The 19,445-nt window shown below is 40.1% G+C and carries 14 protein-coding genes; 5 read left to right on the top strand and 9 right to left on the bottom strand.

What is annotated here, in order from left to right; all coding sequences use genetic code 11:
• Nucleotides 1-160: 160 nt before the first annotated feature.
• A complete protein-coding gene (locus E7B10_RS06410) occupies nt 161-3,043 on the bottom strand; it encodes an AAA family ATPase (RefSeq protein WP_287510509.1) in 2,883 nt (960 codons plus the stop codon).
• Nucleotides 3,033-4,304 carry a DNA repair exonuclease gene (locus E7B10_RS06405; protein WP_128114386.1) on the bottom strand — a complete coding sequence of 424 codons (1,272 nt, stop codon included), beginning with the start codon at nt 4,302-4,304 and terminating at the stop codon, nt 3,033-3,035. Before E7B10_RS06405 ends, E7B10_RS06410 begins: the two co-directional genes overlap by 11 nt.
• Before the next feature lie 327 nt (nt 4,305-4,631).
• Here E7B10_RS06405 and bioB point away from each other — a divergent pair, with 327 nt between their 5' ends.
• The gene (gene bioB / locus E7B10_RS06400) at nt 4,632-5,660 is read left to right on the top strand and encodes a biotin synthase BioB (protein WP_004694042.1); all 1,029 of its coding nucleotides are present in this window, start codon (nt 4,632-4,634) and stop codon (nt 5,658-5,660) included.
• A gap of 121 nt (nt 5,661-5,781) precedes the next feature.
• Here the strand turns inward: bioB and E7B10_RS06395 are convergent, their stop codons facing one another.
• The 7 genes from E7B10_RS06395 to E7B10_RS06365 form a co-directional block, all read right to left on the bottom strand.
• Nucleotides 5,782-6,144, bottom strand: a complete 363-nt coding sequence (locus E7B10_RS06395; RefSeq protein WP_008603073.1) for a hypothetical protein — start codon at nt 6,142-6,144, stop codon at nt 5,782-5,784.
• Between the two features lie 598 nt (nt 6,145-6,742).
• A complete protein-coding gene (gene cooS / locus E7B10_RS06390; protein WP_118091062.1) occupies nt 6,743-8,911 on the bottom strand; it encodes an anaerobic carbon-monoxide dehydrogenase catalytic subunit in 2,169 nt (722 codons plus the stop codon).
• 413 nt (nt 8,912-9,324) lie between these two features.
• Nucleotides 9,325-10,230, bottom strand: a complete 906-nt coding sequence (locus tag E7B10_RS06385) for a LysR family transcriptional regulator (protein ID WP_221741403.1) — start codon at nt 10,228-10,230, stop codon at nt 9,325-9,327.
• A gap of 231 nt (nt 10,231-10,461) precedes the next feature.
• Complete coding sequence (locus E7B10_RS06380; protein ID WP_008715251.1) at nt 10,462-12,090, bottom strand: phosphoenolpyruvate carboxykinase (ATP); 1,629 nt, start codon at nt 12,088-12,090, stop codon at nt 10,462-10,464.
• Between the two features lie 251 nt (nt 12,091-12,341).
• A complete protein-coding gene (locus E7B10_RS06375) occupies nt 12,342-13,958 on the bottom strand; it encodes a PAS domain-containing protein (protein ID WP_287509326.1) in 1,617 nt (538 codons plus the stop codon).
• Between the two features lie 229 nt (nt 13,959-14,187).
• Complete coding sequence (locus E7B10_RS06370; protein WP_281782847.1) at nt 14,188-14,535, bottom strand: energy transducer TonB; 348 nt, start codon at nt 14,533-14,535, stop codon at nt 14,188-14,190.
• A gap of 10 nt (nt 14,536-14,545) precedes the next feature.
• The gene (locus E7B10_RS06365) at nt 14,546-14,923 is read right to left on the bottom strand and encodes an energy transducer TonB (protein ID WP_021147653.1); all 378 of its coding nucleotides are present in this window, start codon (nt 14,921-14,923) and stop codon (nt 14,546-14,548) included.
• Nucleotides 14,924-15,387: 464 nt separating this feature from the next.
• On the opposite strand from E7B10_RS06365, the gene E7B10_RS06360 reads away from it, so the two are divergent.
• The 4 genes from E7B10_RS06360 (at nt 15,388) to E7B10_RS06345 (ending at nt 19,265) form a co-directional block, all read left to right on the top strand.
• Nucleotides 15,388-16,329, top strand: a complete 942-nt coding sequence (locus E7B10_RS06360; RefSeq protein WP_012863797.1) for a metal ABC transporter solute-binding protein, Zn/Mn family — start codon at nt 15,388-15,390, stop codon at nt 16,327-16,329.
• Nucleotides 16,330-16,474: 145 nt separating this feature from the next.
• The gene (locus tag E7B10_RS06355; RefSeq protein WP_004697906.1) at nt 16,475-17,206 is read left to right on the top strand and encodes a metal ABC transporter ATP-binding protein; all 732 of its coding nucleotides are present in this window, start codon (nt 16,475-16,477) and stop codon (nt 17,204-17,206) included.
• Nucleotides 17,203-18,168: a metal ABC transporter permease gene (locus tag E7B10_RS06350; RefSeq protein ID WP_008715244.1), complete on the top strand. Its 966-nt coding sequence runs from the start codon at nt 17,203-17,205 to the stop codon at nt 18,166-18,168. Before E7B10_RS06355 ends, E7B10_RS06350 begins: the two co-directional genes overlap by 4 nt.
• Complete coding sequence (locus tag E7B10_RS06345) at nt 18,165-19,265, top strand: metal ABC transporter permease (RefSeq protein WP_227037634.1); 1,101 nt, start codon at nt 18,165-18,167, stop codon at nt 19,263-19,265. The genes E7B10_RS06350 and E7B10_RS06345 overlap by 4 nt, the downstream gene beginning before the upstream one ends.
• Nucleotides 19,266-19,445: the final 180 nt, after the last annotated feature.

Below are 19,445 nucleotides of genomic sequence, written 5' to 3'. Positions count from 1 at the left end.
ATAATCCCTGTGAAAGCATGTGCCTCCACAGGGATTATTATTTCATTACCACTTTGATTTAACTAAGACTTTAATTCAAGTATGTCGTTAAATTTACTAGTACTGTAATGTAACCACTACTTTAATTTGACTGAGTCTTTAATTCAAGTCCAAATTTCATTTAGCTACGACTTAGTCTATGGCAATCGATGCCCATAATAGATTGAGCCATATCATATACGGAGCGTTGACAGGTAAAGAGCCAAATCTGTTGATTCTTTCCAAGCTCAGCCAACAGTTCCAAGGCACTACGTTGACGATTTTCGTCAAAACGCACCAAAATATCGTCCAAGATAATCGGCAAGGATTCTACTTGATAAGAGAATACCTTGGCTAGGGCAAGACGCAATGCCAAGTATACTTGGTCAGCTAGACCACTAGACCAGAATTTAAGTTCTAGTCGTTCCCCATTGTTGTTGATAAGTGCTACCCCTTTATTGATACCTAGAATATCAAGCGTATACCTCTCACCAGTTAGTCTTTCAACATAAGAGGAGGCAAGCTCTAACATATGAGGTTGTTTTTCTTGTTCATATGATTGTTGAGCCTTATCCATACAATGACTTATCAATACTTGCGTAGCCCAATCTTCGAGAGCAGACTCTAATTCACTTTGTAAAGCCTCTCGTTCTTGCAACATTTGGTGTTGTTCCTGGTCAGAACCAAGTGTACGCATGGCTTCAACGATTTGGCCGCGACGCTCATACAAGGTAGCCAATTTATCTTCGATAGAGGCTATTTCACGCTCAGAATGAGCCAATTCATCCAACCAGTTATCCTTGTTGCCTTCACGCAAACGACGGTAGAACAAGTCTTTATTCTCCGCATCAGGAGCAAGCAAATCAAGCTGCACTTGACTTTGCTTGTAGATGGTTTGCCACTGTTTATATTGGTCCTCATCGATAAGATGTTGACGATACTCGTTGGAACTTTCCATACCCGCTTTATGGAGCAATTCTTGTTGACGAAGGAGTAGCTCTTTTTCCTTACGATGCCAATTATCGTATTCATTGCGGAAGCTTTTACGTTGTGCTTCCTTTTGTTCCCATACAATCTTATTTTGTTGGAAGTTCTTATATTGGTTATAAATGCGTTTTAGCTCTGTTGGAGATACTGGCGCCTCTATCCCAAGGTTATACCACAAAGCCATCGCTTGGTCTTCAATAATACGTAGACCTTCTTTATGCTCCGCCAAACGCTTTTCATAGCCTTCTATGGTACGTAGTTGCTCATGATATTGATCATATTCATGTTTGAGGCCAAAGAAATCATCTTCATCGAGACTCTTAGCCGCCCCTCGGGGTAACCAGTTTTGCCATGCTGCGAGAGCTTCATCGTAAATGCCTTGTAATGTATGACCTTCTTGAATCCAACGTTCAAGATGTGCCACCCCTTCTAAGGATGGTACAGGACTCGCTGTAGGCGTAGCAGCCTTGATCAAAGCCTCTAGCTGATGCTCTACATCGGATTTACGGGAGGATAAAATTTGTAACTCATAGTTTAATTTAGACACTTCAGAGTTACCATTATGAAGCCTCCATGTAGCATACCAGAATAGCCCCATAGATAGAATCAAGAAAATAAAACCACCTATAGTATATAATGCCGATTCAAGAACCAACAAGCCTGCTAATACTACTAATACAGCAATAACAGCACCTATACCACTAATGCGTTGTAGCCATTTTGGCAGAATTGTAGGCTGTGTATCTGAACCAGGACTATTCCGTCTAGCCTCTACTCGATCTATATCCATTAAGATACGATCTAATTCACGTTCTAAATATTCTTTTTTAGCTAATTCTTCTTCACTAAAGTTAGGTAAGGATGCCCCTTCAAGGTTCGCCGTCGGCACCTCATCGGTAGCCTCTGCAGGTTTGCGGTCTTGCCAATGTAAAAGTTGTTCTTTTGCGGTGCGCAAACGACTGGCTAAACGTTCTCCATCAAACCAATTGATGTCTTCTGCCATTGGCTCATCATAACGCCACGCAGAATGTAGGGTGCGTGAAAACTCCAATTGTTCTCTAACCTTACGGATGTACGCATCGCCTTCTTCGCACTCACGGCGTAATTGCTCCCATTTAGCACCTTGTTGAATAAGATCTTCAATATCTTGGCCATAAGTTCCAAATGGGCTATCAGGACTAAAGTTAGCCGGCATCAATGCCGCTTCCTTTTCCTGCCATAATTGCATATTGTCACGAGCCCGTTTAATTTCTTCATCAAGGCGAAGAAACTCATCACGACTCAAGGCGAGCTCACTATTGTACTGCTGCATGTGCATACGTGCCTCTTCACTGCGACGATACGTATCCCACGCACGCAATACTACATCGATACCATCCCGATATTCCTTCCATTCTTTCAACTGATTTTGCAATTCCATTTCGGTTTGCTCCGTACTGTGAAAGACGGTTTGTAATTCCACATATTGCGCTTCATGCTCCGCCAACTGACTCAGCTTTTGGCGGTTTTCTTTAAGCTCATCCATCAATACATTGATGCGACGTTTACCATTCGAGGATGCTACAAGTAGGTCTGTAGCCCCTTTTTCAACATCCTTAACAGCGCCACCTAAGTGTTCTCCCCCTTCAGCGCCAAAGAATCGGGAACGAACCTCTACCTCTTGTAATACATCAAGGCCTTGTAGGTCGTCTAATGTTAACGCAAATATGCGGTTATATGTTTTTTTATCGATGCCATGCCACCAATGTTGAGCCGGCTCTTCATGGATGGCAGGATTACCAGGACTGTAAAAGTCTAACTGCTTACCCTTACGACCGATATAGTAGCTTTCACCATTACGGTCCACATCAAGGGCCCCCGTCATAGGACCATAAGCCTTATGAGTACCGCCAAATAACAAGGTGCGCATCCCTTCGAGCAAGGATGTTTTACCACTTTCATTAGGGCCATACATGAGTTGAACCCCATTGTCACCCGTAGTGAAAGACCAGTCACGATACGGGCCAAATTCATCAAATCGTATGCGTTTAATGTTCATCATTAGCCCCCATCAATACAGTAACACCTTCAATTTCACAACGTTTCAAAGCTCGTGCCAATAATTCATCACTTAATAAATCTGCATATGTGCCTAAGCGTTTAAATTCAGGACGATCCGCCATAATTTGGCGCGCAGTCTGTATCGCATTCCCATCTACCATATCATCATAAGCACGCAAGTAATCACCTACTACATCTGTTAATAGACGTCGTTCAACTAGATTAATACTAGGTCTTGTATTAGAAATGATACGGTAAGGCATAACAAATATAGATTTGCCTTTCTCTTCATTTTGAGACTCTTGCAACCATAGTTTTCGAATCCCCTCTTGCGTACATAGGCGATGTAGAGGTCCTGTACCAGACAAAACGATGGATAGCAAGATGTTTTTCTTATGCTGCTTTCGCAAGTTTTCTTTTTTACGGCGCAAAATCTCTAAGAAATCTGTTTCATTTTGCATGCCAGCAATATCGATTTTGATTTCCTCAAACCGGACAGCGCAGGTGTCGATAAATCGCAAATCACAATGACCATTATGAGATACAGATACAAGATAACACCCCTTAGGTCCATGTTCTTTACGATGCAATCCTTGCGAATTACCAGCATAAACTACGAGAGGCTCCTCGCTAAGAACTTGAGATTTATGAATATGGCCCAATGCCCAATAATCCATAGCGGCCTCTGTTAAATCAGTTAAGTTACAAGGTCCTGTTACATTGTGGTTTTCAGAGCCTACACTAGAACCTACAGTACCATGCATGACAGCAAGAGAAAATTCATCCCGTTCAAAAGCTCTGTATTGACGAGCATAGTTGTCACTTTCATTACCATGACCACAACTAATACCATATACGCCACCAATTTCTATATTGTTAACGATGAGCGGGAAACGCTGTACCTGTTCGCTAGAAAATACATGTACATTATCTGGCATCTGTAATTGTGCTTTCCAGCTTTCAGCAGGATCATGGTTACCTTGTACCATATAGACATCAATACGATGCTCCGCCAAGCGATACATGGCGCGCACAAAACGGACTTGAGCCTCTAAATTATGGTCTTCGCTATTATAAATATCACCAGCTATTACAACAGCATGAACATGTTCTGTAATAGCAGTATCAATAATTTTATCTAAGGCTACATAGGTTGCTTCACTTACAACGCGATCAACAGCGCTGCTAATACCTGTAGCATATTGAAAGGGTGCCCCTAAATGCAGATCACCACAGTGTATAAATCGAAACGGCTGCATCTATATCCACTCCTCCATTAATATTCTTATTATAGTTATATATAGTAATTACAATAGTTTATTATACTACAAAACCTTAAAGATAAGTTAAAAATAACTATCATTTACCATCAAAACAATATAGTTAAACTAAACTTCTCTTAACTATTAATAAATATAAATTATAAGATAAGCACATATTCTTTCATCATAAGATATAAATCATAATATGTTATTATTTTTGTTAACCAATTCACGCATTAAGTTGACAATTTATACGCGAACGTTTACAATCAAATTGTCAATATATTATGTTTTTATTAAGTTAACAATTTCCTGGAGGCTATTATGGCTTTGCCTATAGATCAACAACCATCCCAAGTGGGTACATACGAAAAAATACTTACCATTGCAAACCGCATCATGAACGGCGGCGAAATTACAAAAGAAGAAGCAATCGAGCTAATTCATACTTCAGATGATGATACTATGATTCTACTCGCTATGGCTGATAAAATTCGCCAACATTTCAATGATAATTCTGTGGATGTATGCGCCATTGTTAATGCTCGATCCGGCAAATGTCCTGAAAACTGTAAATTCTGTGCTCAATCCGCACACCACAACACAGGCGTTCAGGAGTATCCTTTCATGGATGAAGAAAGCATTCTCCAAGCAGCACGTAAAGCTAAAGAGGCTGGTGCCATTCGTTTTTCCATCGTAACAAGTGGTCGTAATACTAATAATCCTGATGAATTTGATCAAATCATCCATGTATTAGGCCGTATCAAAAACGAAATTGGTCTTGAAATCTGCTGTTCTCTTGGTTTGTTAACTTACGAACAAGCACTCAAATTAAAAGAAGTTGGTGTTACTCGATACCACTCCAATATCGAAACGGCACCTAGCCACTTCCCAGATATTTGTACTACACATTCCTACGAAGATAAAATGTTTACCATAGATAATGCACAAAAAGCAGGCATCCGTGTTTGCTCTGGTGGCATTCTTGGCCTTAACGAAACATTAGAACAACGCGTAGAAATGGCGTTCGAACTTAAACGTTTACATATTGACTCCGTGCCATTAAACATTTTGAATCCTGTTAAAGGGACCCCATTTGAAAGCAACGAAGCTTTACGTCCATTGGATATCTTACGTACCTTCGCCGTATTCCGTTTCATCTTGCCAAACGCATTGATTCGTACTGCAGGCGGTCGCGAAGTAAATCTACGGGACTTACAAGCTTATGCTCTAAAAGGTGGCCTAAACGGTATTATGGTTGGTGGCTACTTAACTACTGGCGGTCGTTCACCTCAAGACGATCTTCAAATGATTCAAGACTTAGAGTTGACTCGCAATACAGCTCAAGTCTAAAAAACCTCATATATACCATTCTCCATATCTAGAGGATGTAGTATATAAATTATTCCCTAATGCTTTATAAATATTTTACACATAAAAAGAACCATCTAGTTTGCTGTACTAGATGGTTCTTTTATTTCCATAATAAAATGTAAATGGCTTGACCATTTGTGTTACCCGCAATGGGCTCAGGATTCTCATTAAATTCTACATTCTCATACGGCGTCCCGTCTGACATGTACGCATCTACCTTCAATGTTTCCATGGTTCGATTATATCTACTGATATAAACTTTATATCGCAATTCGTCGCCACCCAGTTCATTAACTCGCAGCCACAAAAGTGCATCGTAATCACTCTTCTGTACACTGTCATTGTCAATAAATAATTGGTTTCCTGATGCATCTGGTCCAACATAGTACCAGTCCGTTGCGTTAGTAGTCCCCCCTATACTGAGTAGCCACAAAAGTGTTAATATGGTGAATATTTTACTCATATGACTGCCCCTCTCATGCTATCGAGCTGTATATTTTATAAAAGCTTAATGTGGATAAACCTTTATAAAATATACAACTTCTCCTTTATATAATACCAAAATTGTCCCATATTTATCAACAATAATTAAAATTAATTACCATGTTTTTTACAAATATAAGAAACTTAAAGAAATTTATTAAATTTCTTCATTTTTAACTCATTTACCCTTCCTATAATGATAATGTCAAATGATAAATAGAGGTAACAATTCCCTGGTTACCGTACGTGTATTTATCTCCCGACAAGTAATACTAACCCCAAACCTACTACTTGTTTAAATACATGTTTCATTTGATATTAATACTAACACTCCCCTTACATGAAAAAAGGACTCTATACAGAGTCCTTTTTTCGTTACTTCATAAACTTATACATATTGTTAAGTCTACATACATATTACCATAAGGGTTAATAGTAAAGGGTTTATAAGGACTCACGAATTAACAAGTAATACTATATTCTTTAAAAAAAACGCTCAAAAGCTTAAGGAAATACGATAACCATTACGCTTTTGAGCGTTTTTTATTATAAACTACAATTTACTAATTTCTATCTTACTATTTTACTTCAGCCCAACCTAAAGCAGCACGTTTTTCATCGATATCTGCCAAGATTTTCTCAGCTACTTTAGCAGGATCCGTATTTACATACATAACAGAGCCTAAGATATCTTTAGTGTCTTCTTTGAGCCATTTTGTAACAGCATCAGAGCCTTGTGTAGGTGGCTCAACGCAGTGGTAAGAGTTAATCCCCATCAAGCGGAAGCCAAGGGATGCATCGATACCTTTTTCGTTAGACCATTCAGGGCTAGACATAGCAAATGGCAATTGAGGTAAGTTAAGACCAAGTTCTGCCGCAATACCACCGAAGATACCGGAGGAACGCGCATTATCTACACATTCACCCACATGCCATACTGGTGGTTGATCATCACCCAAGAACTCTTGCAATGCAGGACTACATTTCTTGTTAGCATCTGTATTACAATAGCCAAGTTTCATCAATGGGAAAGATGCACAACCATTTGTAAGGATGATACAGCCATTTTTAATAAGTGTATCAACAATATCTACAGTTGCCTTTTCATAGATAACACGAGGGTTGGAACAACCTACTACGTTAACGATACCGCGAACTTTACCAGATTTTAAAGCCTCTGCCAATGGTTTGAAGGAACCATAATGTTTAACAGTGGATTCTGGAGAGAAGCCAACTTCTGCTGTGATTTCGTATGGCGGAATGAATACAGGCATACCTTTGCGCAATTCATGAGCTTCAAGAGCACGATCCAAGATTTTGCGAGCCAATTCTTTTGTTTCAGCCAAGTTAGTGTGATGATGGTCGTAGCCGATGTGTTCAGCACCTGGTAAACGAGCTGCATCAGATGTAGTAATAACCTTTGTGTTGAAGCAACGTGCTACGTCCATGATAGCAGGATAAACGTCTTGAACGTCAGCTACCCAGCAATCAAGAGCGCCTGTACCAAGTACAAGTTCAGCACCGATAGCGTTACACAATGGAATAACATTTTCATAACGGTACATACTGGACAAACCAGAGCAGCAGATACCGTAGAATTGGATACCTTTAGCTCCGATAGCTTTTGCTTTTTCTAAATATTCTTCAGAAGCGCCAATTTTACAAATTTGGGATACCAATGTTGGCAAATGACCATGAACAGCGATGTTAACATATCCTTTTTTCAAGGCACCAATGTTAACTTTAGATGTACGACGACCACCTTGACCAAACAATGCGTCTGTTGCGATGTCCGCTGCTACTACGCCTGTGAATGTGAAAGCAAGACCACAACGCAAGAATTGTTTCATGTTGCTTTCCCAATCACCATCTGTACCTACGCATGTACGATGATATGCATCAAAGGCTTCATTGTACGCAGAAATAGGCAAGATATCCAAGTTTTTCCAAACTTCACGACGTTCAGCAGGAGCCATTGCAGTAATTGTTTTATATTCACCAGGTAATGCACGGCTCAAATCTTCTAATAGAACATCTGCCAAGTCATTAGCCACTTCTTTTAAGGAACGGCCTTCTTCAGGGATATTGAAAGCTTTACATACAGTACGGATTTTTTCTTCCCCTAAAATTGGAATATCCAATTGGTCATTAGCAGCCGCTTTCAAAGAAATCAAGATTTCACGAGCATGTGCACCATGTTGGGTCAAGCCACCTGCAGCAGCACGTGTCATATTACGAGCAACGATAAGATCTGCATCGGCACCGCAGACACCACGAGGGCTCTTAGGTGTAATTTTACATGGCCCCATGAAGCAGATACGGCAACATACCCCGGCAATACCGAATGTACATTGTGGTTGTTGTTTATCAAAACGGTCAAATACTGTATCGCAACCGATTTGCTCCATGCGAAGAATCATTTCGCGTACCGCAGGATCTGGTGTTTGTTCGATAACATCTTGTTTTGTAGGCCATGTTTTACGATACTCAGCAACGGCTTTCATATAGTCGTTTACGCCATGTTCATGAGGTACCCCTGGTTCATGAGTGTGTGGCACCCATTTATCCGTCGGAAGAGCCTTTGCATGACTATGGTCGTGACCATGGTCATGATCGTGGTCATGTTGATGATCGTGGTCGTGACCATGACCGCCACAGTGGCAATGATGTTCATGATTATGGTCGTGACCATGTTGTTCACCATGATTGTGTTCATGGGTATTTTTATTTTCCACATCTTTACTCATTTGAAACCTCCTAGGGGCCTACATAGGCTAACCAATAAAAACAAAAACATATTCTACTTTTAATTCACTTTAAATCCACTACAATGATGGGTTTTAAATCCTATCTCCTAAATATGTTTTAAACTACTATAAGTATATTTTCTGAAAAGACATTTGTCAATTAAAATTTGAGAAATTTTTGACGCATCTATATCTAAGAATATGATAATTACTATATTTATTTAATTCGATTCTTTCAGTTTATTTTCATAAATAAAAAGAGACTAATTCCTAATTTTTACAGGAATTAGTCTCTTTTTCTTTCTTTATTTTATTAATTAATTGATTTACGTATTAATTTATGTATTAATTATTAATTTATTAATATAATCCGCCCCTCAGAATATGCCACCTAAATATCTTTTACCTATACATCACAAAAATTGCTGCATAATATGTGCTACTTCAGATAAATGGAAACGTTTTGCCCTATCAGACCTCGCCACAAGAACTAATTGACGGAAACAAAGTTTCGATGCGAGAGGATAAAATTTAACCTTATCGTTATCCCCCTTGCTATTGAGCGTGCTCGGCAAGAATGTAATACCATAATCATCCTCTACCAAGGACCGGCATGAGTCTAACGTTTCAGAGCCAATGACGGCTTTGGGCACAAAGGATTCCGCTTGACATAGACGGTTAACCAACGTCCGCAATTTGAGACCTTCTCTTAGCAAAATAAACGGAAATGCTCCAAAAGGAGATATTTCTCGAATTCCATCACCAGTCATGAGAGAATCTGCAATGGCTATGGCCTTCTCATTTTCCACACTAATGGCCAATAAAATCTGCTCATCTAAAACGGGATAACTTTCAAGGTCCTGAGAATAAATCGGCGTTGGGAATAACCCAACATCAACTAAACCATCACAAATTTGCTGTTCCAAAAAGTGAGATTCTCCCTCTACAACATGGAACTCCCAAGAAGGCTCTATCTGTTGAAAGCTTTTCAATGTTTTTCCAAGCATATGATGTCCATAGAATTGAGACAAACCGATACGCACATGATAAGCTACATCTGTGCCTTGATTAATGATAGATTGAGTTAAAGCCTCCGCCTTTAAAACTAACGGCATGCCCTCTTTTGCAATTTGTAACGCCGCAGCGGTTGGCACGACTTTTGTACGATCACGAACAAACAACGTAACTCCTAGCTCTGCTTCAATGCGACGAATTCCCTGACTCAACGCCGGCTGAGAAATATATAACTTTTTAGATGCCTTAGAAAATGATGCCATCTCAACGATGGTACTAATATATTTAATGTCTTTTATGTCCATATACGAGTCCTTATAACTATGTACATATACAAGTCTTATAATAAAACATTATTTCTATTATAACTATATATTACTAAAATATACGTTACATATACATGGGGAAAATAAAAAAATACCAAGAAATTTAGTGCCTTACAAACCTAAATTTCTTGGTATGTCTTATAAGTTAAACGAACTACATATAGTATGCGGTAAAACCGCATTCTATTACAGCCCTTTTTAATTTTTAGATTACATTAAAGATTTAAGTACATCCAATACTTCTTGAGGTAATTCGTTTTTATGACCTTTAAGTTTTTCTACATAATCATAGCGGAACTCAAAAGCTTGGTGCAATTGGTGATGATACTCGCGTACTTCGAATGGAGGTTCAAAACCAGGAACCTCTACATAAGAAAGATTTTCGTATTCACAGAACGGTTTAAATTCTAATGTACCTTCTACTAAACGCTCTAACAAATCGAGAGTAACTTCTTTAGGAATTTTATTTTCCAAGAAGAAGCCGGTGTTCATGATATAGCACTCTACACCACATTTAGAGAATAATTTTTTATAACTTTCATAGTCACGAACCAATGGATATGTACGGAATGGATTTGCATATGGTTCGATAACAAGCGCATTTGGATCGACGTGAGCATCAAGTTTTTCTGCTGTAGAACGACGAGTCGCAAGGGTTGCCCCCATTGTAGAAGCCAATACAGGATCGGAAATCTTAAGGATTGGTGGCAATGTTTTATCTTTCATAAGCCATACTATGGCATTAACAGGTTCACCTACGTAGTTTACGCGGTTATCTGTCCAGAATTGAGATTTAATAGCACGACCATTGCTGTTTCGCACATCTTCGGCCAGTACAACCTTACGTCCATCCTCATCCATCGTTACACCTACATTTTGTAGCGTCAACAAGAATTCGTTAGCAGGATGTTCCACAGGATAATCTTGCATTTTATCGAAGTACGTAGGTTCAAGAGCAATAGAACTCAAATCCTCAGTATTGATGATATATGCATCGTCATGCAGGATAGAGATATCATAACGACCATCATGTTTTTCATGAGTCAATGTGGATTTACCGGAACCAGATAAACCGAATACACCGATAGTGTAAGATTTACCACCTTCAAGGTTGTAACGTTTCATGCCACCGTGGCAAGCAACATAGTCGAAACGATTTGCCAAGGACCACGCAAGTGTAAGTGTACCTTTTTTATGCTCTCCAAAGTAGCGCATACCAAGAATCATAGCACAGTTATGCGCAGGGTCAAAAATAGCAAGACCGCCTGGATGACCTGGTACAACATAGTCAGGATCAGAGTAAATATAGATGTCGCCTTCTGGGATCTCTACACTGTCATTGTAGAATTCTTTTACAGCTGCATCAAAGAACTTGAAGTTCATGAGCCAAGAATACAAAATAGACGCGTGATCTTTTGGAATCATCAAATGAGCACGAGCTGTGAATTTTTTATCAAGACCAACGATAGATTCTGCAGAAATCCACTCTTTATTGCGGCTATCATACACAGCATCACGTGCAATATTCGCGAGTTCAACTTCATCGATGCCCTCGTCTCCAATAATACGACGAGCTTTAGCATAACGACCTGTAGTTTTACCATCATTTGTAACAAGGACCTTTGCATCAGCTGGCAAACCTTGTTCTAATGGTTTAAATACTGGCATATCGAGGACGATAACACCTGGCTCTTCAGAGGCTAGTTGATACGCTTGTGCCACAGATGTTACAGGAGTTACATTGTTCCCATAGAATGCAGTTTCAATTGTACTGCGCATCATAGAAAATAATGGATTTGTTTTGATTTCACTTTGCTTCCAAACGCGTCTTGTAGACATAGTATCTAGATCCTCACCTTTTAATATATTAGTAATTTCTCTTGTAAAAGTAATGTTGTATATGAAAACACTGCTTAGGCAAATACTTTCATTATTTTCTATTTTACCCTGTTCAATCAAATTTGTATACATAAAACAGATGATTTATAGGAAATTAATGTATGTTTATTTCGAATTAGTGCAACACATTTGGCCAGATAAAAGAGACGAGGTCCAAAGTCCTCGTCTCTTTTCAAGGTTTAAAAGTACAATTATTTCTTATCTTTATTGATAAATGCATCGATTTTGCTAATTAGATCATCTACCTCAAAATCGCCGCGTTCTGCCATCATCTTGATTGTTGCCACCTTAGCCATTACTTTTACCATAGGTGTTTTTAATTTCTCAAATTTAGGATTTAAAGAAATCAAATGATCTACAATATCCGGGCATTGTTTAATTAGATTTGACAATGTTGTTTTTGCATCGATATGGAATCGACCATTTGCATCAGTTGTTAATGGTTCTTCTTCTACCTCTTCTGCTGCCTCTTGAGCCAAGGATTTTTCTTTACCACCATCGCCTACAAAATCAGTTTTATCCCAAGTCAACAATGTACGGGAACCCTCCAGTTCACGGATATGAGTACAGTCTTGCATCATTTCCAATACGCCGCGGAATTTACCATTTTCATCGCGTACTGCGGTGTAGATAACATAGATGAACAAGCCTGGTTTATTGATCCAGAATTCCGCTTGGCTTTGTTCGCCAGAACGGAACTTCTCTACGATTTCTTCTACTATATGAACAGATTTTGCTGGGTGACAATTCTTCACCTCACGGCCGATAACGTTCGCACTGCGAGGGAAAATACGATGTGCCGTATCGCTGTAGAACTTAACTAGTTCATTTTCATCTACATAGGATAAATCTACCGGTAAATGACGGAACAACAAATTAATTTGCTCTAATGTCAATTTACCCGTTGCTACATCGAGGACTGCGTCCTTACCAACGGGCGCACCACCAACAGGACCTACATATTTAGATAGCAAGCCGGCTAAATCATTTAAGAACTCGTTAGATACAGCACCACCTTGAGCTGAATTATTGCCATTCAATTGTGCCGCAGAATCATTGATACCTGGCACTACATATAAGCCTGGCGCATTGATGATAGCATAACCAATTTCATGGTCATTTTTACTCATCCGCACAAACTCTTCGTCACTCAACAATTTATAAGACGTTGGCAATAAGACTTCTAGTTCTTTAGAATTCAAATCCCGTAATTTCGCCAAAGTTTCTGGTACGGACGCTAGGAATTCTTCATACTTATCTTCCCGAAGCAATGCATAGGATGCAGAGATAGCATCGCGCACAGCATCATCAAAGGTCCACATAATGCGCGTTGGACGGTCAAAGCCGTGGTCCTCAAGCATTGGATACAATTGATTTTGCTTACGAGACAGATGTGTTCTCCACTCTGCTAAGGAATCAAAAACACCGAGCCACGGATTTTTGATAAACTTCTCTTGCTTTAATAATTCATCCGCTTCTAGGGCTACCTTCTCAACAGCGTTGATTTCTTCCAAGTACGCCCACAATGGATGATTTTTAGGGTACTCATTTTCGGCACGTACCAAAACGCCATCAAATAATTCTAAGAGATCATCCATTTTCTCTAGGATTTCTTCGTCCTTGTAAACACCTTTCAAGCTTTGCTCTGCGTAAGCAAATTCATCAGGCGTACAAGTACCTAGTTTCTCTTTTAAAATGCGATTGCCCTCTTCTAAGGACAATTTACCATCTAAATAATCTTCTTTAATGGACACAATAATTCTGTAACGTTCATTGTTAATATCTAGCTTTTGTTTTAATGGATTCATATGCTTATACCTCCACGGGCTAATCTATAATTATATTTTTATTATATCATTTTGAAAGTAATTTTCAGTTGCTACAGATACAATTTTGATTTATTTTTAAAATTTACGAATCAAATATTATGAAAATAAATAACTTTACTTTATTTTTTAGAATATTTTGGCATACAAAAACTGCACCTCAAAAGTTGTGTCCAAGTTTTAGGGTGCAGTTCTCTATAAGTGTCTTTAATTAGTTTTTAAAATCAATATATTCAGTTTTAGAAGATGCTACAGGTCTACCATTGGAATCTGTAGCAGGGCTAAATCTCCATTTAGAAATAGTATCTACAATAGCCGCATCAAGAGCACTAGAGCCACTAGATGAGACAACTTCAACGTCCCCTACAGAACCATCTTCCTTGATGGTAAAACGTATATCCGCACCATGAGCTGCTTCACCATAGGCGGCGAGCAGTGCTCGGTCAATAGGTGGTGTAGCTATAGCTACTGGTGGATCGTATGGAGCTGCCAACACAGAAGCTACCATACTCATTACAAAAAATGAGCTTAAGATAATACAACGCAACACTTTATTCATCGTTTTCTCCTTATTTAGCTTTCACAGCTTGCTTAGGCAGAGTAATTGTCATCCCAATAATGGATTCGTGTGCCTTTTGATCTGTGCCAATAGCAGGGGTAAACTTCCACTGCAAAATTGCTTTTTTTACTGCTTCATCAACAGGAGCATATCCAGAAGAGCGCTCTACGAAAACATTTTTAACATTACCTTTTTTATCAATCAAGAAGCGTACGCGCATATCAGGCGCTACCGTAGCAGTTTGAGGAATCTCAGGCAACTCTGGTTTTACAATAGTAACCTCTCTTGGAGATTCTAAAAACTTTGCCGCATCAGCTGTATAATCACTTACCATGCCAAAAGATGCAACAAGTACTGCTGCAGCAGCGTATCGGAATAATTTATTCATAAGAAGCCTCCTTATTAACCTTTTATCTATGCATAATATCATACTAAATAAAGATGAATATTAAAAGAATAAATTCTTATTGATAAAATTTCTCATTTATGATATATTGAATTCAAGATAACTGTTCGAACTCACATATCTAGTTGATATGACAAAAAACTACACAAAGGAGGTTCATCATGAGACGTAGAAAGCGTATTCAAATGAAGGTCATGATGGTACTTGGTATCGTTGCCCTCATTGGGCCTAGCCATCTACAAGCACTTATTCCCTAGATTATTTTGACCTTAGCAGAAGACCGTATAACTGCCACTAGCCGCTACGTTAGTAGCGGCTATTTTTCCGTTTAGATTCAGAGAGATATTTTCCTTCTTCAAATTATTTCATTATTAGAACAAAATATTTCCCTCAAACAAAGTCATTAATGTTTTTAAATTTAGTATCTATAAAAAAGGAGGCTTATTATGAAATTTAATCGAATTTTATTAGTCGTCGTATCATTAGCACTTATAGTATTTGCCCTTGCAGGCTGCGGAAAGGACACAGCCCAAGATAGTCAGAAAAAACTTAATGTCGTAGCTACAACGACGATGTTAACGGATTTAGTAAAAGAAATCGGCGGTGACCATGTAACCGTTCAAGGTCTCATGGGACCTGGTGTAGACCCTCATCTATATCAAGCGAGTGCAGGCGATGTAACAGCTATGTCTAAGGCGGATGTTGTAGTATACAACGGCATTCACTTGGAAGGTAAAATGGGGTCCATTTTTGATAATCTAACAAAGCAAAATAAAGCGACCATCCGCGTATCTGATGCCATTGATCCAGCTACATTGCTCGACTTTGACGAAGAAGATGGTGTAAAAACAAAAGACCCTCATATTTGGTTTGACGTTGCTAACTGGAAACTGGCAGCAAAAGCAGTATACGAAGGTCTTGCTAAAGCCGATCCAGCTCATAAAGAAGATTACAAAAAACGCTATGACGCATATCTTACTAAATTAGATGAAACTGATGCGTACGTTAAAGCTCAAGCAGAATCGATTCCGAAAGAATCTCGCGTACTTGTAACAGCCCATGATGCATTCCAATACTTTGCTCGTGCGTACGGTTTTGAAGTAAAAGGTTTGCAAGGTGTAAGTACCGCTACAGAAGCAGGCACACAAGATGTGAATGAACTGGTTCAATATATCGTAGACCACAAAATTAAAGCGATTTTCGTAGAGTCTTCTGTACCACATAAAACAATTGAAGCCGTTCAAGAAGCAGCTAAGGCTAAAGGCTGGAATGTTGCCATCGGTGGCGAATTATATTCCGACTCTCTCGGCTCCGAAGGCACTGAAGGCGGTACATATATCGGCATGGTAAAAGCCAATATTGATACAATTACCAAAGCACTTAAATAATCAATTGCTAGATTTTCTTAATTAAATAAGACAAATTAAATTTACGTATACTAACTTAAATAGACTCAAATTTACTTTGTTATTGTAAGTACATGTGCTACTAGCAATATTAGCTAGTGGCACTCATTAATACAAGGAGGTTTCCATGGAATGGGCCGTTGAAGTTGAAGATATGACCGTAGCATATACGACAAAACCCGTATTATGGGACGTAGATATGAAGGTACCCATCGGTTCCTTAGCGGCCATTGTCGGCCCTAATGGGGCCGGTAAGTCCACATTATTAAAGGCCATGCTCGGTCTACTAACAGTTATCTCAGGAAGTGTAAAATTTTATATCGATCACCACTTAGCGATGGACAAAAACGATTACAAAAAAATCGCCTACGTCCCTCAAAGTGGCAGCGTAGACTGGGACTTTCCCACTACCGTACTAGATGTAGTACTCATGGGTCGTTATGGTCATCTAGGTTGGTTCAAGCGACCTAGCAAAAAGGATAAGGAACTCGCCCTCTCCATGATTGAAAAAATGGGCATGAGCGACTATGTAGACAGACAAATTCGCCAGCTTTCAGGGGGACAACAACAACGCGTCTTCCTCGCAAGAGCTCTCGTCCAAGAGGCAGATATTTACCTCATGGACGAACCCTTCAAGGGCGTCGATAAAACCACAGAGCATGCTATTATTTCGCTTTTACAAGAGATGAAAGCTCGAGGCAAAACGGTTATCGTCGTCCACCACGATTTAAATACGGTGCCCCAATATTTCGATTGGGTAACGATGGTAAACAAACAAACTGTCGCCTATGGCCCCGTAGCAGATACATTTACGGACGAAGCTATTGAGCGCACCTACGGCAAGGGGAGGATTGTATGACCATACTCCAATCCTATACGACGCAAATGGTACTGCTCGGTACGGCTCTATTAGGCCTCGCTAGCGGTATCGCTGGTACCTTTGCGGTACTTCGCAAGGAAAGCCTCATCGGTGACGGCCTATCGCATGCGGCACTACCCGGTGTGGTCATTGCCTTCTTGCTGACGGGCATCAAGGACATCGAAGTTCTCATCGCAGGTGCTGCCCTATCCTCTATCACTGCGGCTTGGCTCATTACCATCACAGTAGAAAACAGCAAAATCAAATTTGATGGCGCTTTAGCCACCATACTCTCCGCCTTCTTTGGGCTCGGTATGGTATTGCTCACCTATGTACAAAGCTTAAACAATGCTGGTCAAGCGGGGCTTTCAAAATTTATATTTGGACAGGCAGCCACCATATTAGCGCGCGATGTGTACATCACATCTGCAGCAGCGCTCATCATCATCGTGTTAACCGCATTATTCTGGAAGGAGTTAAAGCTCATCTCCTTCGATGTGGAATACGCCAAAACACTACAAATTCCCGTCACTTTCACCCTTATTTTATACCGTTCACTATTGATCATGACCATTATCATCGGCATTCAATCGGTAGGCGCTATCTTGATTAGCTCCCTCCTCATTGCACCCGCCGTAGGGGCAAGACAGTGGACGAACAAACTGGGCACCATGTGTATATTAGCAGGATGTTTCGGCATGATATCCGCCATCGGCGGTACTATCTGGAGTACAGCGGTTCCAAAATTACCGACAGGTCCAGCTATCATCGTCATTTTATCGATTCTCGTATTATTGAGCCTCATCTTTGCTCCTAACAGAGGTATGCTCTGGCAGTTCCGCAAAAATAGACGGTCAAAGCACGCATTATTGTTAGAAACCACAAGAGCTCCCAAATTCAAGGCACAGCAAAGTATTTACGTAGCAGAGGACGCACAACCTCGCATAGGAGGTGCCCCATGACAGTTCATACAGAGATATTACTCATTGCCATTGCGGTGTCCATCGCATGTGCCATCCCTGGGGTCTTCCTCGTATTGCGTCGCATGTCCATGATGGCCGATGCCATTACGCACACCGTATTCCTCGGCATCGTGCTCGCTTTCTTTATGACGGAAGATTTAAACTCTCCATTTCTACTCGTCGGGGCTACCTTAGTTGGTGTAGGCACCGTATGGCTTACGGAAATGATACACAATACGGGGCTTGTCAACGAAGATGCGTCTATCGGCATCATCTTCCCGCTTCTATTCTCTATCGCCATCATTCTAGTCAGCCTATACAGCGGTAACGCTCATCTCGATGTAGATACCGCATTACTCGGCGAAATAGCCTTTGCACCCTTTGATCGATGGATTGTGAACGGCACCGATCTAGGGCCTGTATCGCTATGGATTTCTCTAGGCGTGGCGCTCATCAATTTAATATTAGTCATGCTGTTCTACAAGGAATTGCAATTATCTACCTTTGATCCGCTACTAGCGGGGCTCTTCGGCTTTATGCCAGCCCTCATCCACTATGTGCTAATGACCATGGTATCCCTCACCGTTGTGGCCTCGTTCCAAGCGGTAGGTGCCATCCTCGTCATCGGCCTCATGATAGGACCTGCGGTCATCGCTTATTTATGGACGGACTCTGTGAAAGCCATGCTTACTAGCAGTATCATCATCGGTATTATCTGTGCTGTCGTCGGTACGGAAGTAGCTTTCACCATGGACGTATCCATCGCGGGTTCCATTGCAACCACCATCGGTATCGCACTGATTATCGCTGTTATTGCAACACCAAAGACAGGCTATATCGCCACATACCGCCGTCAACGTCATTTGCGTCGTCACTATCGAGAAACGATGATGCTGTGCCACATTTATACGCATATGGATACACCTATTGCGCACGTTGAAAACGGCATCGGTACCATTCACGAGCATTTGAACTGGAGACCTGACTATACGCATCAAGCTGCTTCACAGCTAAAGAAACAAGGTCTATTATATGTGACAAATGGACACTACGTGCTTACTGATAAGGGTATAGCACAGGTTAAAGAGATTATTTAAATACAATACCAATACTTTTCCCAACAAAAAGAAGCTGAAATCAATGCTGCTCTGCAAAGATTTCAGCCTCTTTTATTTTTAACTAATAGTCTTACATCCTATTAATAACTGGATTCACGTCAATGACTATCTATAACAGATAGTACCAACACTATAATAAGCTCAACGCAATCACAAAGA

Origin of the sequence: Veillonella sp. (assembly GCF_032470285.1) — a bacterium.
Taxonomy (GTDB): domain Bacteria; phylum Bacillota; class Negativicutes; order Veillonellales; family Veillonellaceae; genus Veillonella.
The sequence above is the reverse complement of the archived record's forward strand: the minus strand, read 5'-3'. Positions and strand labels throughout refer to the sequence as shown.

Coding starts and splice junctions, on each gene's coding strand:
- E7B10_RS06410 (WP_287510509.1), bottom strand. CDS start 3,043: ATGAACATTAAACGCATACGATTTGATGAATTTGGCCCGTATCGTGAC.
- E7B10_RS06405 (WP_128114386.1), bottom strand. CDS start 4,304: ATGCAGCCGTTTCGATTTATACACTGTGGTGATCTGCATTTAGGGGCA.
- bioB (WP_004694042.1), top strand. CDS start 4,632: ATGGCTTTGCCTATAGATCAACAACCATCCCAAGTGGGTACATACGAA.
- E7B10_RS06395 (WP_008603073.1), bottom strand. CDS start 6,144: ATGAGTAAAATATTCACCATATTAACACTTTTGTGGCTACTCAGTATA.
- cooS (WP_118091062.1), bottom strand. CDS start 8,911: ATGAGTAAAGATGTGGAAAATAAAAATACCCATGAACACAATCATGGT.
- E7B10_RS06385 (WP_221741403.1), bottom strand. CDS start 10,230: ATGGACATAAAAGACATTAAATATATTAGTACCATCGTTGAGATGGCA.
- E7B10_RS06380 (WP_008715251.1), bottom strand. CDS start 12,090: ATGTCTACAAGACGCGTTTGGAAGCAAAGTGAAATCAAAACAAATCCA.
- E7B10_RS06375 (WP_287509326.1), bottom strand. CDS start 13,958: ATGAATCCATTAAAACAAAAGCTAGATATTAACAATGAACGTTACAGA.
- E7B10_RS06370 (WP_281782847.1), bottom strand. CDS start 14,535: ATGAATAAAGTGTTGCGTTGTATTATCTTAAGCTCATTTTTTGTAATG.
- E7B10_RS06365 (WP_021147653.1), bottom strand. CDS start 14,923: ATGAATAAATTATTCCGATACGCTGCTGCAGCAGTACTTGTTGCATCT.
- E7B10_RS06360 (WP_012863797.1), top strand. CDS start 15,388: ATGAAATTTAATCGAATTTTATTAGTCGTCGTATCATTAGCACTTATA.
- E7B10_RS06355 (WP_004697906.1), top strand. CDS start 16,475: ATGGAATGGGCCGTTGAAGTTGAAGATATGACCGTAGCATATACGACA.
- E7B10_RS06350 (WP_008715244.1), top strand. CDS start 17,203: ATGACCATACTCCAATCCTATACGACGCAAATGGTACTGCTCGGTACG.
- E7B10_RS06345 (WP_227037634.1), top strand. CDS start 18,165: ATGACAGTTCATACAGAGATATTACTCATTGCCATTGCGGTGTCCATC.